The sequence below is a fragment of the Embleya sp. NPDC050493 genome (assembly GCF_044458105.1).
Lineage (GTDB): Bacteria > Actinomycetota > Actinomycetes > Streptomycetales > Streptomycetaceae > Embleya.
Genome location: NZ_JBITHP010000018.1, coordinates 167,378 through 183,213, shown reverse-complemented (window position 1 = coordinate 183,213; position 15,836 = coordinate 167,378). Strand labels below are relative to the sequence as shown.

The window sequence follows — 15,836 nt, the reverse complement described above, 5'->3', positions numbered from 1 at the left end:
GAGCCTCTCACCCGACCCGGCCGGCCCGACGGGGCGGGTCACCGGCCGCTCGGCCGGCTCATCCCGCGCCGGCCATCGCCTCGCGCGGTTGCACGCGGGCGGCGCGCCGGGCCGGGAGCCAGGCGGCGAGGGTGCCGGCGACGACCGCGCCGACCAGGACGGCCGCGCAGGTCGGCCAGGGCACGGTGAGCGTGTCCAGGCCCCTGCCGGCCAGGACGCGCTGGGTGGCCGCGCCCCAGGCCAGGCCGGGCAGCAGGCCGAGGACGGCGCCGACCACGGCGATCAGGACCGCCTCCGCCCGGATCATCCGGCGCACGCCCCGCCGGGTCATGCCCAGAGCCCGCAGCAGCGCCATCTCCCGGCTGCGTTCGACCACGGACAGGGCCAGGGTGTTGACCACGCCCAGGACGGCCACCAGGATCGCCAGCGCCAACAGCGCGTACACCAGGTCCAGGGCCGAGGCGACCGTGTCGTGCAGCGCCTTGCGATAGCTGTCCCGGTCGCGGACCTTGGTCTGCGGGAAACCGTCCAGGCGTTTCGCCAGGGCCGCGTAGACCTCGGCCCGGTCCGCGCCTGCCGCGGCGGAGGCGAAGTACACGTCGTCCAGGGGCATTTGGTCGGCGGGTAGATGCGCCCGGACGACGTGGGTACCGACGTAGGTCGCGCCGGAGGCGAAGACGTCCCCCTCGCGCACGATGCCGCCGACCCGCAGCCGGGCCGTGCCGCCGCCGTGGAAACGAACCCGGACCGGATCGCCGACCGCGAGCCGGTACTCGTCGGCGAACGCCTGGGGCACGGTGATACCGTCCCCGCCCGCGACCAGCGTCGAGCGGGCGTCACCGGCGGTGAAGGCCGGCCGGAAGTCGTCGGTGAAGCGCTCGGTGGTCGCGGTGAGTTCGTGGTCGCGATCGGTGCCGTGCGCGGTGATCAGGTCGGCTCGCACGGTCTGCTGCGCGGTGACGTGGTCCAGGCCCGGCGTCTCCCGGACGACGCGGGCCACCTCCGCGGTCATCGGCTGCGACGAGAGGACGAAGTAGTCCGCGTTCACCGTGCGTTCGAGTTGACCGTCGACCGAGCTCACCAACGACGCGGCGACCAGGGACAGGAAGCTCACCAGTGCGATGCCGACCATCAGGGCCGAGGCGGTGGCGCCGGTACGCCGAGGGTCGCGAATCGCGTTGCCGCGGGCCAGCCGGCCGATCGGTCCGCTGTGCCGCGAGAGCAGCCGATTCACGCCGCGCACCGCCCGGACGCTCAGGATCGGGGCGCCCGCCACGATACCCAGGAGGGTGAGCAGGATGCCGACCGCGAGCAACGGCCCCGCCACTGCGAGGTCGTCGGCGGATACCGCGAGCAACAGGGCACCCGTGCCCGCCACAATGCTCGTACCGGCCACGATGTTGCGGGCGCACAACGGCCGTTGCGCGTCGGACCCGGCCGCGCGCAGCAGCGCCGCCATCGGGGACACCCGGCCGGCCCGCCGGGCCGGCACGTAGGCGGCCACCAGGGTGATCGACACGCCCACCGCGTACGCGACCACCGGCGTGGACCAACGCACCGTCGGCATGCTCGCCGCCGGGCCGGTGCCGTCGGGTCCGACGAACCGGGTCAGCCCGGCCGCGAGTGCCACCCCCAGGGTCAGGCCCAGAGTGGAGCCGGCGACGCCCAACAGCCCCGCCTCGCCCAGGATCAGCCGGTTCACCTGGCCGCGCCGGGCACCGATGGCGCGCAGCAGCCCGCTCTGCCGGGTCCGCGCGGCGACCAGCATGGAGAAGGTGTTGCCGATCAGGAAGACGCCCACGAGCACGGAGATCCCGGCGAAACCGAGCATCAGGTAGGTGACCACGTCCAGCGAGGCGCCGGCGGCATCGCCGCGGGCGGCGGCCTCCCGGTCGCGGGTGCGGACGGTGTAGGCGGTGGGTTCGGGCAGCGCGGCCGGCACCTGTGCACGCAACCGGGTATCCGACACGCCGGGCGCGGCGGTGATGGCGACGGAGGTGAACCGGCCTGCCGCGCCCAGGAGTTGCCGCTGTGCGGCGCCGGATTCCAGGAAGAGATCGGCGTCTGGGGCCCGGTCCGCGCGGTCTCGGGCGAGGCCGACCACGGTGGCCTCGAAGGTGCCGGGGACGGCCATGATCCGCAGTCGATCGCCGATCCGGATCCCGTGCTCCGCGGCGGTGTCCGCCGCCACGACCAGCTCCGCCGGGGCGAGCGGTGCGCGTCCCCGGGTCACCCGCGGCGCGGACTCGGCATCGGTCGACCAGTCGGCGATCGTGTTCCCGCGCGAACTCAACGGTTTGCCACGGCCGTCCAAGACCACCGTGTGCGGCACGTGCACCCGCCCGTGGGCGGCGCGCACGCCGGCGACCCGGGCCGCGGTGTCCAGGACTCGGCGGGGCAGCGTCGCAGGCAGACCGGTACCGTCCTGGTGCTCACCGTCGCGCGCCGGCGTCACCGTCACGTCCGCCGTCGATCCCGCGAACGATGCGCGGGCGGAGGCCGTGACCGAGTCGCGGAACACCAGCGTCCCGGCCACGAACGCGGTGCCCAGGGCGATCGCCACCAGGGCCAGGAGCATGCGGGCCTTGTGCGCCATGACCTCGCGCACCGCGATCCAAGCGAGCGTCACGCGCGCACCTCGTTCGCGCCGTGACCGAGCACGCCTGTGGCAGGGGCGGGTTCGGCGTTTCGTCCGGAGCCGTCCAGGCGCCTCATCCGCTCGAACACGGCCTCCGCCGTCGGCCGGGGCAGATCGTCCACGATCCGGCCGTCGGCCAGGAAGACCACCCGGTCGGCACAGGCCGCCGCGTTCGGGTCGTGGGTGACCATCAATACGGTCCGACCCCACTCGCGGACGCCGTGCCGGAGCAGTTCGAGTACCTCGGTTCCCGCACGCGAGTCCAGGTTCCCGGTCGGTTCGTCGGCGAAGACGATCTCCGGCCGGGACACCAACGCCCGTGCCACCGCGACGCGTTGTTGCTGACCACCGGACAACTCGGCGGGTCGATGGAGCAGGCGTCCGGCCAGGCCGGTGGCTGCGACGATGCGATCCAGATGGGCCCGGTCGACCCGGCGCCCGGCGATCTCCATCGGCAGCGTGATGTTCTCCAGGGTGTTCAGCGTGGGCAGCAGGTTGAACGCTTGGAAGACGAACCCGATCCGGTCGCGCCGCAGTTCGGTCAACGCGACATCGTCGAGACCGGCCAACTCGGTACCGCCGACCGCCACGCTGCCGTGGGTGGCGGTGTCCAGTCCGGCGAGACACTGCATCAGCGTCGACTTGCCGGAACCGGACGGCCCCATGATCGCGGTGAAGCCACCACGCTCGATGTCCACATCCACGCCTGCCAACGCCGCGACCCGGGTCGGCCCCGACCCGTACTCCTTGACCAGCCCCCTGGCCCGCACGACCACCGACGACGTGTCCCGCGCCCCTTGGGCGACCGCCGCCGCCCGCACCCTGTTCCTCGGCATCCGCCGACCTCCTCGCTCACCCGATGCGGCCGCGCTCCACACGAACGGGCCCGAACCACCGGCAGAACCAGCCTGCGAGACCACCGATCCGCACACCATGAGGCCCGGCACCCGACCTCCCTGCGGAAAACCACATCCCCGCCCCCGCTACACCCCACCCCCGCACCCCACCGCCCAACGCTCTTCGTCCTCACCCCCACGGCCGTCCGCCCCGCGCTCCGCCGCTCCCCGCGCTCCGCGCCGCGCCATCCCGCTTCCCCCGCGCTCCGCGCCCCGCTGCGGCGTCGGGTGTGGGTGGGTTTGCTGGAATGTGACGGTGGGTGGTGGATGCTTGACGCGGCGGCGGGGGGCTGTGAGCGTTTCGAGCGCTCGGGCGACGAAAACGGCTCGTGTGGTGGGCTGTTCGTCCCGGACGGCGGGGCGGCGGCAGTCGGATTCGTGGTCGGGGTCCGCCTTCGATCCGAGGAGCCTCGATGCATCGCAGAATGCTGACGTTCGGGACCGTCCTGGGCGTCCTGGTCGGCCTGTTGATCGGCACGACCACCCAATCCGGCGCGGCCCGACCACGGCCGGTCCTGGCGACCGACTCCCGGGCCGCGGCCATCGCCGCGGCCGACCGGGCGATGACCGGCCCGAACGCCCCGGCCGGGTCGCCCGGTGAGCGCTACGTGCGGCAGAGCGTGTCGGCCTGGGTCGGCGACACCTACGCGATCTCGTACGCGCGCACCTATCGCGGCCTGCCCGTCGTCGGCGGAGACGCCGCGGTGCTCGCCGACGGCAGCGGCCGGGTGCAGGCCGTGCAGACGGCCGACGTCGTGCACATCGACGTGCCGACCCGGCCGGCCGTGGAAGGGCCCGCGGCCGAGCGCACCGCTCGGACGCGGCTGCGCGTGGTCGACCGGGTCGACAGCCGCCGCCTGGTGGTGCGGGTCGACGCGAACGCGGCGCGACTGGCCTGGGAGAGCGTCCTGGTCGGGCGCACCGATTCCGCGCCGAGCAGGCTGCACGTCTACATCGACGCGTCGACCGGTGCCGTACTCGACTCCGTCGACGAAGTGCGTGCCGGGGCCGGCCACGGTGCGTGGAACGGTCCCGATCCGATCACCATCGACACGCTGCACTCCGGCTCCACGTACTCGCTGCGCGACCCGCTCCGGGTGAACCTGAGCTGTGCGAAATACGGCGGTGGCGCGGTGTTCAACAAGCCCGTCGACGACTGGGGCAACGGAAACCCCACCAACATCGAGACCGGCTGTGTGGACGCCATGTGGGCCGCGCAGAAGCAGTTCGACATGCTCCGCACCTGGCTCGGCCGCAACGGGCAGAACGGCAACGGCGGCGCCTGGCCGCTCCAGGTCGGCCTGAACGACGTCCGGCTCCACTGGGACGGCACCAGGATCGTGATCGGCCACAACCCGAACAACCAATGGCTGACCTCGATGGACCTGGTCGGCCACGAGTACGGGCACGCCATCGATCGCATGTCCCCGGCCTGGCCGTTCACGGAACCGGGTCTGGCCGAGGGGTTCGCGGACATCATGGGCACCCTGACCGAGGCATATGCCGACGAGCCGGCGCCGTTCGACACCCCGGACTACACGATCGGCGAGACGATCGACCTCCTCGGGAGCGGACCGCTGCGCTTCATGTACGACCCGTCGCTGCGCGGCGACGCGAACTGCTACAGCTCGGCGATCCCGACCATGGACGAATACCGGGCCGCGGGCGTGTTGAACCACTGGTTCTACCTGCTCGCGGAGGGCTCCAACCCCGGCGGGGGCAAGCCCGTCAGCCCGACCTGCATCCCCACCTCGGTCACCGGCGTGGGTATCCGGATGGCCGCCAAGGTCGTCTACCAGGGCCTGATGTTCCGAGCCGGCGGTACGAACCACCGCCAGGAGCGCCGGCAGACCCTGTACGCGGCCAAGGCCCTGGACCCCACCTGCGACGTCTTCCGCAAGACCAGGGCCGCCTGGGACGCGGTCGCCGTCCCGGCCGTGGCCGGCGAACCGACCTGCACCTGAACCGATTCCGCGCCGCCGACCGCCACCCGTCGGCCGCGCCGAACGCCCGCCCGCCGCCTCGTCGGAGGCGGCGGGCGGGCAACCGGGCCCGGCCGGTCCGACACTCGCGCAGCCGGCCCATCCCGAGGCCGGGTCACGACGACGCGTCGGCGGACCTCGCGTTTTGGCCCCGTCGGAGTGCTCCCTACGGGATGTCCTGTTCCGCCCAGACGATTTTGCCGTTGGGGGTCCGGCAGGAACCCCAGCCCCGGCACAGCATGTTGATCAATTGCAGGCCCCGGCCGCCCTCGTCGCTCAACGAGGAGTGTTGGATCTGGGGGAGATCCGGGCCGGTGTCGGAGACCTCGACGACCAGGCGATCGTGCCGCAGCAGGCGCAGTTGGCCCGGCGCGATGCCGTAGCGCAGCGCGTTCCCGACCAGTTCGCTGACCACGAGTTCGGTGACGTCCGAGAGATCGCTCAGCTCCCACACGTCGAGCTGCTCCCGGACCAGCTTGCGGGCCACCCCCGCCGCAGAGCCGCTCGCGGGCAGGTCCCAGGTGTGCAAGTCGGTTCCCAGCAGGGGTTCTTCGGTGGCGGCGACGAGCACGACGGCCTCGTCGAAGCGGGTCCCGCCGCCGGGTGCGAGGTCGCCGAGCGCACCGGAGTCCAGCCCGACCGGCCCCATCCCGGCGGCCAGGGCGCGCAGTCGGGCCAGTTGCACGTCGATGTCCTCGGTGCGCGACTTGACCAGCCCGTCGGTGTAGAGCACCAGTCGGCTGCCCGGCGGGACGGTCAACCGCAGCGGATCGTAGGGGATGACGCCGGCACCGATCGGCGCACCCACCGGCACGTCCACGAACGAGGCCTTGCCGTCCGGGGTGACCAGCAGCGGCGGTGGGTGCCCGGCGCTGACCAGGGTGTAACTGGCCTCGGCCGGGTCGTAGACGGCGCACAGACAGGTGGCGACCTGGTCGTCCTCCAGGTCGCGGGCGGCCAAGTCCAGGCGGGCGAGCATGCGTTCGGGTGTCATGTCCAGGGCCATCAGGGTGCGCGCGACGGCGCGCAGTACGCCGGTGGTGGCCGCAGCCGACATGCCGTGGCTCATCACGTCCCCCACCACGAGGGCGGTCCGCCCGCCGGGCAGCGGTGCCACGTCGAACCAGTCGCCGCCCACCCCGAGCGGATCGGCGGTCGGGATGTACCGGGAGGCCACCTCCAGGCCCGGAGTGCGCGGCGTGACCCGGGGGAGCAGATTGCGTTGGAGTCGGGCCACGTGCTCGCGCTCGCGCCCGTACAGCCGGGCGTTGTCCATGTCCACCGCGGCCTTGGAGGCCAACTGCACGGCCAGGGCCAGGTCCGCCTCGGTGAAGCCGGGTCGGCCGCCCGCGCGGATGAAGTCGGCATGGCCCAGGAGCACTCCACGGGCGATCAGCGGCACCATCAGGTACGTGTGCACGCCGGCCTGGCGCAGCTTGGCGGCGGCACTGGGGGTGGGCGCCAACTCCTCGTAGTCGTCCGGTCCGAACCTGCCGATGAGCAGCGGTCGGCCGTCGGCCAGGGCGCGGGTGAAGCGGGAGTCCCGGTCCGGGGCGGACGTGGACAGCTCGCCCACCTCGTCGGGTTCCAGGTCGGCGAGTCGTTCGATCGCCGCCACGGCCATCGCCCGACGGACCGGTCTCCCCCGGCCGCGTGGCCGTTGCCCCTCCTCGCCCTGAAGCACCGACTCCAGGAGATCGACGGCGGCGGCGTCGGCCAGGCGGGGAACGGTGAAGTCGGCCAGCTCCTGTGCGGTGGTCTTCAGGTCGAGGGTGGTGCCGATCCGCAGACTCGCCTCGTTGAGCCAGTTGAGCTGGTCGCGGGTGGCACGGGTGGCGCGGTTTCGGGGGATCGGTCCCTGCGACGTCGCCGCACTGCGTCGACGCACATGTCTCCGACCGTGACCGCCATCCACTCTCCCGCTCACCCGCACCTCTTCCCTCGGCACCGGATCGTCGCACGCGACGCTGCCGTCCGTAGACCGTCGCGACCCACTCTATGAGCGGTTCGGTCGGATGACGTGTGGGATGCGACTGTACCCGCGCCGTGTTGCGATTGCATGGAATCGATCGAGGTCGAGGGCTGGATCGAGGGCCCCCGCGACGTCGACGACGATTGCCGGCCATTCCCGAACCGGTCCCGACCACGCACCGGCCGACGCGGGACGGGAGCGCCGGGTGCGGTGCGGGCGAACCGGACCGTGTCGTTCCGCGATGGGCACGGCAGCGCGTGTCCTGGGCGGATGGTGGGCCAAGCGCCTGACCCGCGGCCGACGACGACGGCAACGAGGGGACGGAACAGCCGAGTTCGGGATGCGCGGGCTTCGGCGCGGCGACGGCCGACGGTCCCGCCCCGGGGGCGATTTCGGGCCGGCATCGGTGTACTCCCGCCCGGGCGGGCGGGCATTTCCCACACCGGTTCGCAGCGGCGGGGATTCGGGTACCGAGGGGGTGGGCCGACTGCCGACCGGCCCGGCGGTACGTGCCGGCGTTACCCGCCGCGCCTGCGCGGCGGCGGCGGGCGGTGACGTGCGGTGCCGCGACCGGGGCGATGCGGTGTGGCTCGGCCCGGCCCGCGCGGGGTACGGCAGCGCGGGCCGGGCCGGTCGAGGCGGCGTGCCCGGACGGCACGCCCGGGGCGGAGCGATCACGACGCGGGTCGGCCGCCGTCGGCCGGCTCCGAACCGGCATCCGAACGCCGTCGCCCCGCGACCTCGGGTCGCGGGGGGGCGGCGGGGGGGCCCGGCCAACGGCCGCAGGGCGGGTGCGGGGGGGGGCGGGGGGTGGCCCGCCCGGGGCCGCCCCCACCCGCCGGGGGGCGGCCCCCGGCGGCCCCCCCCCCCCCCGCCACCCCACCCCGCCCCCCCCCCCCCGGGGGCCGGGGCGCCCCCGGCGGAGGGAACAGGCAAGCGGCCTCAGGCCGTTGCCGGGCGTCGGCGGCGGATCACCCACGTGCCGACCCCGAGGACCACGGCACCGGCCGCACTCCCCGGCAGGACCAGATCGGACCCGGCGAACCCATCGTCGTGGGTGTCGGCGGCGGGAGCTCCGTTCGACGTGAAGCCGCCCACCTTGCCGGATTGTCGGTAGTCCGAGCCGGGCAGCTTGTCGCCGTATCGGCCGTGCACGAGTTGCCGATACGCGGCCACGGTGGTGCCGTTCGCGCCGACCGACTCCCGGGCGGCGGGGTTCAGCGGCAGTACCCGGCCGTCCCGCACGTGATACCAGGCGGCGATCTGCGGTTCGGTGAACACCGGGTCGCCGGCCGCCTGCCGGGCGTAGCCGACCTCGTCGGCTCCGGAGAGCACGTTGGTGACCCGCCACGCCCGCGTGTTCCGGTCGCGGACCGTCCACACCGTCGCCTCGACTCCGGCCGCCGAACGGGCCTCGGTGGCCAGATACGCGAAGTCGGCGACCGGCGCGGACGTGCTCCCGCGGACGAAGTCCGCATCGAGCGAGTAGACCGGGACCGGGGCGCCCACGAGTTGCGGGGCCTGTGCCGCGGCGGCCTCGGGGGCGACCTTCGACTGTACGACGGCACCGGATCGGCCCGCGGCGCGCTGGTCGAGGTGGACGAAGAACGCGGCCAGTCGGCTCGTGGTCGCGGGGGCGGCCAGCGTCTGCTGGGCCGCGCTCCGGTCGGCGGCGGTGGGCGCGTCGCCGCCGACGAGGGCGGCATTGTCGGATGCGGAGCCGGTCGGGGCGGCCGACGCCGTCGGGGCCAGGAACAACAACGCGCCGATACCGACGGCCGCGAGCGCGCCGCCGCCGCGGCGCAGGGTGCGCGAGCGTACGGTCCGGGGCCGGAGGGGGTGCGAAACGCTCCGGGGGGAAGGGTGGTTGTCGGTCATCACGCTCACGCCTCTCCGTACAGGGACTCGGCCCACTGGAACTCGTAGTTGCCGACGTACGAGTCGTAATCCATCTCGCCGTAGCGCGGGCTGGCGGGCCACGGGTCCGCGTACATCAACGTGCCGTAGTCCGAGTCGTAGCCGTACAGGACGTTCGCGTGGCCGCCGCCCGAGGTCCAGTAGATGCCGACCTCGATCGGCGAGTTGGCGTCGATCGAGGAGGCGACCGTGCCGAAGTCCAACGTGCCGGTGATCCGGCCGGGGGTCAGGCCCAGGCGGGTCCAGGCCCGTTGCACATCGCTGAGTTCGCCGGGCTGGTTGGGGCAGGGGTATCCGGCGGGCAGACCTCGGGCGTAGTCGCAGAAGGTGTTCTGGGAGGTGCTCAGCCCGCGACCGAGATAGCGGGCCACGGACAGGCCGGTACCGGCCCAGCACCACTGATTCTGGACCTGCGTCAGTTCGGTGAAGGCCAGTTGCGCCGAGCCGTAGCCGGCGTGCGATGCGGCCGGAGCGTCCGGGGTCACCTTGAGCGGCGCGGCGACGGACGGCTTCGTGGCAGCCGTCGGGGTGCCGGTCGCCGACGCGGTGCCGGCCATGGGCGCGGCGAGGCACAGCGCGGCGGTCACACCGGCACACACGCTCCGCCAACGCCGAGGCGGGGCGGGTGATTCGGCTGCGGCGGGCCGGGACGTACCGCGATTCCGCAGAATCATCGTGTCTCCTTCTCGTCCGGCACCTGGGACGCCGGACGGAGATCGAGGGGACGCGACCGGCGAGGGCACACCGCGGACGGGACGGAGCACGCGGTGTCGGACGACCCCGACGACATGGGCGACATGGCAGGCACGGCACGACGTCCGGGTTGCGGAGGAAGCCCCTCGCCGGCCGGCGGAGGGAACACGTGCAACGTTGATCCACCCGACGGCGACCGGGAACCCCCCGACCACAAAGCAGGGGGTTTCCCGGTGGCCCCCTGCGCGGTCGAGACGCCGGCAGTGGGGTGGCCCGGTGGTTGGGGCGGTCGGATGGTCGCATGGTCGGGCGGTGCGTACGTCTGCCGGGCCGGCGCGGGGCTGTTCGGGAAGTGCGTGCGTCGCCGAGGTGCTCGGAAGGCGCATCCGTCGTCGGGTCGGCGAGGTGCTCGGGGCGCATCGGTCCCTCGGGGACTTTCGGCGTGCCCGGGTGGTGTGTTCAGTCCGTCGGGTCCGCGTCGTACCCGGGTGGCCGTTGGGCCCGTGCGTCGTAGCCGGCGGTGCGTTCGGTGCGTCGGGCCTTCGGTGTGCCCGGGTGGTGTGTTCAGTCCGTCGGGCCTGTGGGGGTGTGCCCGGGTGGTGTGTTCAGTCCGTTTCGGGCTTGTGGGGGCGTGCCCGGGTGGCCCGTTCAGGCCGTCGGATCCGGTTCGCCGGATGCGCCGAGGGAAAGCCTGATCAGGTCGGCGCGGGAACGGATGCCGAGTTTGCGGTATACCCGGGTCAGGGTGGACTCGACCGTTTTGGCGGACAGGAACAGGCGCGTGGCGATCTCGCGATTGGTCGCGCCGTCGCCGACCAGTTCCGCCACGCGGTGCTCCGCGGGCGTCAACGCGCGCGATCGCGCCTCGTCGGACAGGTCCCCCGGCTCGGGATCGTCCACCCGGGTGAGGCGGGCGAGTTCGGCCCGGGCCTGGTCGAGCCAGGGACGTGCGGCCGCCTCCGCGAACGCCGCCTCCGCGGCCCGCCACGAGGCCAGCGCAGCGGCCGGATGCCGCCGCCGCAACTCCACCGCACCCAGCGCCAACAGGTCGCGGCCGTGTTCGACGGGCAGACCGAGTTCGTGGTGCCGCGCGGCGGTCTCGCGCAGACACGTGGCCGCGCCCACCAGGTCGCCGGACTCGCCGCGCACCATCGCGTCCGCCCGGGCCAGCGACGCCGCCACCCCGTCCCGGCCCAACCGCAGTGCGGTGTCGCGCACTTCGTCCACGACCGCACGGGCCTGCGCATGGTCGCCCAGCGCCACCAACGCCTCGGCCAGGTCCACCGACCACGGGATGGCCGCCGGATCGACGATGCCGCGGCGCGCGGCGATGGCGCGGGCCCGGCTCAGGCAGCCCACGGCGCCGACCGGGTCGCGCAGGCGCCGCTGGATCTGGCCCAGTACGCACAACGCGAGCGGCAGGTATACCTGCTCCTGGTCGGCCCGCGCCGCGCGCACCCCCTCGCGGGCCAACTCGGCGCCACGTTCGAGGTCCCCGCCCGCGGCCTCCGCGACCGCCACCGCGTAGTACACCTGGCCGAGATAGGCGCCCATGTCCCGGGCCAGGCCCAACACCTCGTGGGCGCCGGCCATCGCCCGATCGCAGCGCCCGGCCCGCACGTCGACGTCGATCCGTCCGCAGAGCACGAAGACCCGTTCCTCCGCGTCGTCGGACTCCTCGGCCCGGCGCAACATGCGATCGAGTTCGGCGCCGGCGTCGACGAGGCGGTCGGCGAAGAAGTCGAGCCGGGCCTTGACCGCCCGGGGCCCGGCGTGGCGTCCGGTGGGCCCCGCGTCCTGCGGGCGGGCCAACGCGCGGGTGAGCGGGTCGCGCGCGTCCGGGCGACCCTGGAGGGTGCCCACGAACGCCTGGAGGGCGAGCGCCACCTGCTCGGTGGTCAGGTCGTCGGCCTGCCGCGCGAGCGCAGCGGCACGCGCCGCCTCGGCCCAGGCGACGGCGGAATTGCCGTCGCTGATATGGGCCTTGCAGGCCCGCAGGTAGTGCAGTCGGGCCCGACCGCACAGATCGTCGCCGACCTGGGCGAAGGCCTCGGCGAACACCTCGTCCAGGTCGTGCAGGGCCTGGTTGGCCGCGTTGATGATCTGGATGCAGGCCCGGACCCGTTGCCCCGGGGTCGAGCCGAACGTGAACACCCGCTGCGCCAGTTCCCGCGAGAGCTCGTAGTCGGCCGCCGCATACGCGTGACCGGCGCCGTCGAGGCAACGTTCGCAACGGCGGTCCGCGTGTTCGTCGGGGGTTCGGGCCACGGCGAGTCGGGCCAGCGCCGCGGCCTCCTCGGGCATGCCCCTGCGGCGAGCCTGCGCGGCGGCGGCCATCAGCGTCGCGGCGACCCGCTCGTCGGGCCACGGAGAGGCCAACGCCAGGTGCCGGGCCCGGTCGATCGGCTCGCCCGACAACTCGGCGAGCGCGGCGTGCGCGGCCCGGCGCTCCTGCGGTGAGCCGTCGGCGTACAGCGCGGCGGCGAACAACGGGTGGGTGAACCGGAGTTGCTCGCCCTCCTCGCACACGTCGAGGATGCCGGCGGCGGCGGCGCCGGCCACGGTACGCCGGACGAGTTCGGCGCCCGCCCGCTCGGTCGTGGCGGTCGGGGCGTCGAGCGCGCGGTAGGCCAGGCCGGCTGCGGCGCGCAGCAGTGCGATGGTGGGTCTCGCGGTGGAGCCGACCAGCAGGAGCAGCCAACGGGCCTCGGGAGGCAGCCCCTCCAGGCGCGCGGTGAGCAGTCGGCGCAGCCGGTCGGGCACCGGCAACGGCTGGTCCCGGGCCGGGAGACGGGGCAACCGGCGCAGCGCACGGTCGAGTTCGAGCGCGTACATCGGGTTGCCCGCGCTCGCCTCGTACACCTGCCTGCTCAGCCAGTGCGGAAGCGGCCGGTGCTCGCCGTCCTCCGGGTCGTGGCCGTGCGCGTGCGCGACGCGGTGACGGTCGAGGAGATCGCGGGTCTCCGGCAGGCCCAGCGGCGGCAGTTCGAGTTCGAAGGGGGTGCCCGGGCAGAACCGGGTGCCGTGGACCGGGCCGGCGGGCGGATCCGCGGTCTCGGCGACGACGACGCGCACCCGGGCCGGGTCCAGCCGCCGGGCGGCGAAGGCCAGCACCTCGGCTCCGGCCGCGTCCACCCACTGCGCGCCGTCGATCCCGACGAGTATCGGGCCGCGCGCGGACAGCGTGCGCAGCACCGCGAGCACGCCCAGGCGCAGGGCGAGCGGGTCCGGGCCGCCCGGCGCGGGCGGTTCGCGACACAGCACGACGCGGAGTGCGGAGCGCTGTGGTGCGGGCAGTGTCCGGAGCACCTCGTCGTCGACCGGGCCGAGCAGGTCGGCCAGCGAGGAGAAGGACACTTCGCGATCGGCGGCCGCAGGTTCGGTGACCAGTACGGCCGCCTTGGGATCGCCCGTGTCGACGAGCGAGCGCAGCAGGAAGGTCTTGCCGATCCCGCTCGGGCCGTGCAGCACGACGCCGCCGCCGGCGAGTCGGCGCCGAACCAGGAGCATCAGGTCGTGCCGCGTGGGATCGGTGTGCGCCACGAGCGGTCCTCACCGTGCCGAATGCGGTTCTCTCGAATCGAGAGCGTGGAGCGGGCCGCGACTCATCGTCACGCCACGACGGGGCGACGTCAATGGGCCGGCTCGGATCGGCCCGTTCCGGCGACGGCACTCGATCGAGGTGCAATCCTCGGGTTGCACCCGGAGGGTTGATGTGCAACTCTGGGGTTGCATTCAAGGATGGCGACGACGATGAAGGAGTCCCTCGTGAGCGAGGACCGGATCGAACGCGAAACCCTGATCGAGGCGTCCGTGGAGCGGGTCTGGTCGCTGGTGGCCGAGCCCGGGTTCTGGGTGGCGGGCAAGGCGAGCCTGCCCGGCACGGTGGCCAGGGAGGGGGAGTCGATGGTGGCGAGGCACCCGGAGCACGGCGACTTCCCGGTGCGGGTGGAGAAGGTCGAGCCGCCGACGTATCTGGCCTACCGCTGGGCCAGTGCGTTCCCCGGCCGGGAACTGCGCGACGACAACAGCACGCTCGTGGAGTTCACCCTGATCGCGGAGGGCGACAAGACCCGGCTTCGGGTGGTCGAGAGCGGATTCGCGGCCCTGGCCGGGTCCGAGGAGCTGCGCGGCAACGCGCTGCGCGACAACTCCGACGGCTGGCCGCAGGAGCTCGACGCCCTCAAGACCCGTGCCGAACAGGCGGCCGCGTGACGGACGAACCCGGCGGCGTCGACCGGGAGGTCGACGACGTCCTGGTCGCATTGGCCGACCCGACGCGCCGCCGACTGCTCGATCTGCTCGCCGCACAGGGCGAGGCCACCGCGACGACGCTCGCGGAGCGGTTGCCCGTCTCGCGGCAGGCGGTGGTCAAACACCTCTCCGTCCTGGACGCGGCCGGGCTGGTCTCCGGCGGCCGGGTCGGCCGCGAGGTGCGGTACACGGTGCGGCCCGCGGCGCTGGACACGACGGCACGCCGGCTGGCCTCGCTCGCGGCCGACTGGGACCGGCGGTTGGCGACCATCAAGCGGGTCGCCGAGGCGGGGGAGGACGACGCGCGCTAGTGCCGTGCCCGGCGCCGGCCGCGCGGGCGGGAGTGGACCCCACGCCACGGCGCGGGGCCGCGTGTGGCGCGCGGCACCTGCGCCGACGGAGCCGGGACCGCGGCGGTGATCGGGGCCGGGCGGAGGCGGGAGGCGGGAGGCGGGCACGGGGCCCGCTCCCGCCCCGACCCGACTCCGGCCGTACGGAGCGGGTCAGCCGCCGAGTTGGGACCTGACCTTGTCGATCTGGCCCTGGACCAGGTGGTCCGGGAAGGTGGGCGGGGTCGTGGTGCCGTCCTCGCCGGTCGCCCGCAACTGCACCACGGTCGTGCCGACTCGGGCGACGGCCTGGGTGAACGGCGCGGTGGCGCCCTGGACCCGCAACATCGAGGAGATCTCGACGCTGCCCGGGCCGTACGCGTCGATCCGGACGCCGAGCACCTGGTACTCGACCGTGCCGCGGTCGACGTCGAAGGTGAACCGTTTGCAGGTCTTGGCCGCCGCGATGTAGGTGGTCCACTGGCTTTCGAGCAGGTCGAGCGGGTAACTGCTCAGGACGAGATCGGTGTCGGGCCGGGCGATCCCTTGCGGGTCGGTGCCGCCGACGAGTTCGCGTTCGATGGCGGCGACGCTGGTTCGACGCTGCCCGATCAGCGGCTGGCACCGGGGATCGGAGGCGGTCGGCGTCTCGGTCTCCTCGGGCGCGGCGGTCTTCTTGATTGTCAATCCGGCCGGGAGTTCCTGGGCGTTCAGCAGCGCGGTGGTCAATTGGGCCTTCGTCGCCGGTGCCTTGGCCTGCGGCGCCTTGGGATCCGCGGACGTGCCGGTGGGCCGGTCGGCGGGCGGCTTGGTGCCGGCCGTCCCGGGGGCACTCGGTGTGGCGTCGCCGGATGTGCCCGGCAGGGTCGAGGAGGCCTTCGGATTCGCCTTGTCGGCGTCGCCGCCGTCGGACTCGCAGGCGCTGAGTCCCGCGACCAGGACGAGTGCGGTGAGCGGCAGCGCGGCGCGCCGTACGGATCGACGGACCATGCGTGTGGACTTGACGGAGTTTCGCACCGTGTTCCCCCCGGATTCGGTGTTCGGACGAAGACGGGCCGCGGACCTGGTCCCCCCGGACCACTCCACGTGCGAAACGCCCTGCGGCGGCCCGTCGTCCCAGGAAGCTAGCCGCCGGAGCGGGCCCCGGCTTCCGCT

Annotated in this window: 10 protein-coding genes; 3 read left to right on the top strand and 7 right to left on the bottom strand. The window is 73.7% G+C overall.

What is annotated here, in order from left to right; genetic code table 11:
- Positions 1-58: 58 nt before the first annotated feature.
- Together ACIBM5_RS30105 and ACIBM5_RS30100 are read right to left on the bottom strand one after the other, a co-directional pair.
- Entirely contained in the window at positions 59-2,629 is a 2,571-nt protein-coding gene (locus ACIBM5_RS30105; protein ID WP_396009680.1) for an ABC transporter permease, read from the bottom strand.
- Positions 2,626-3,474: an ABC transporter ATP-binding protein gene (locus ACIBM5_RS30100; RefSeq protein ID WP_396009679.1), complete on the bottom strand. Its 849-nt coding sequence runs from the start codon at positions 3,472-3,474 to the stop codon at positions 2,626-2,628. The genes ACIBM5_RS30105 and ACIBM5_RS30100 overlap by 4 nt, the downstream gene beginning before the upstream one ends.
- 473 nt (positions 3,475-3,947) lie before the next feature.
- Between ACIBM5_RS30100 and ACIBM5_RS30095 the strand changes: the two genes are divergently transcribed.
- Positions 3,948-5,498: a M4 family metallopeptidase gene (locus ACIBM5_RS30095; protein WP_396009678.1), complete on the top strand. Its 1,551-nt coding sequence runs from the start codon at positions 3,948-3,950 to the stop codon at positions 5,496-5,498.
- A gap of 184 nt (positions 5,499-5,682) precedes the next feature.
- Here the strand turns inward: ACIBM5_RS30095 and ACIBM5_RS30090 are convergent, their stop codons facing one another.
- The 4 genes from ACIBM5_RS30090 to ACIBM5_RS30075 form a co-directional block, all read right to left on the bottom strand.
- Positions 5,683-7,404: a SpoIIE family protein phosphatase gene (locus ACIBM5_RS30090; protein ID WP_391584469.1), complete on the bottom strand. Its 1,722-nt coding sequence runs from the start codon at positions 7,402-7,404 to the stop codon at positions 5,683-5,685.
- 1,026 nt (positions 7,405-8,430) lie between these two features.
- Positions 8,431-9,366, bottom strand: coding sequence for a hypothetical protein (locus ACIBM5_RS30085; RefSeq protein WP_396009719.1), 936 nt, complete (start codon positions 9,364-9,366; stop codon positions 8,431-8,433).
- 5 nt (positions 9,367-9,371) lie between these two features.
- Positions 9,372-10,079, bottom strand: coding sequence for a papain-like cysteine protease family protein (locus tag ACIBM5_RS30080; protein WP_396009677.1), 708 nt, complete (start codon positions 10,077-10,079; stop codon positions 9,372-9,374).
- A 667-nt stretch (positions 10,080-10,746) separates the two neighbouring features.
- Positions 10,747-13,641: an AAA family ATPase gene (locus ACIBM5_RS30075; RefSeq protein ID WP_396009676.1), complete on the bottom strand. Its 2,895-nt coding sequence runs from the start codon at positions 13,639-13,641 to the stop codon at positions 10,747-10,749.
- 210 nt (positions 13,642-13,851) lie between these two features.
- Here ACIBM5_RS30075 and ACIBM5_RS30070 point away from each other — a divergent pair, with 210 nt between their 5' ends.
- Complete coding sequence (locus tag ACIBM5_RS30070) at positions 13,852-14,313, top strand: SRPBCC domain-containing protein (RefSeq protein WP_396009675.1); 462 nt, start codon at positions 13,852-13,854, stop codon at positions 14,311-14,313.
- A complete protein-coding gene (locus ACIBM5_RS30065; protein WP_396009674.1) occupies positions 14,310-14,663 on the top strand; it encodes an ArsR/SmtB family transcription factor in 354 nt (117 codons plus the stop codon). Before ACIBM5_RS30070 ends, ACIBM5_RS30065 begins: the two co-directional genes overlap by 4 nt.
- A gap of 192 nt (positions 14,664-14,855) precedes the next feature.
- Here ACIBM5_RS30065 and ACIBM5_RS30060 read toward each other — a convergent pair whose 3' ends face one another.
- Positions 14,856-15,671, bottom strand: a complete 816-nt coding sequence (locus ACIBM5_RS30060; RefSeq protein ID WP_396009673.1) for a hypothetical protein — start codon at positions 15,669-15,671, stop codon at positions 14,856-14,858.
- Between the last annotated feature and the right edge of the window lie 165 nt (positions 15,672-15,836).

Coding starts and splice junctions, on each gene's coding strand:
- ACIBM5_RS30080 (WP_396009677.1), bottom strand. CDS start 10,079: ATGATTCTGCGGAATCGCGGTACGTCCCGGCCCGCCGCAGCCGAATCA.
- ACIBM5_RS30085 (WP_396009719.1), bottom strand. CDS start 9,366: ATGACCGACAACCACCCTTCCCCCCGGAGCGTTTCGCACCCCCTCCGG.
- ACIBM5_RS30060 (WP_396009673.1), bottom strand. CDS start 15,671: ATGGTCCGTCGATCCGTACGGCGCGCCGCGCTGCCGCTCACCGCACTC.
- ACIBM5_RS30095 (WP_396009678.1), top strand. CDS start 3,948: ATGCATCGCAGAATGCTGACGTTCGGGACCGTCCTGGGCGTCCTGGTC.
- ACIBM5_RS30070 (WP_396009675.1), top strand. CDS start 13,852: ATGAAGGAGTCCCTCGTGAGCGAGGACCGGATCGAACGCGAAACCCTG.
- ACIBM5_RS30100 (WP_396009679.1), bottom strand. CDS start 3,474: ATGCCGAGGAACAGGGTGCGGGCGGCGGCGGTCGCCCAAGGGGCGCGG.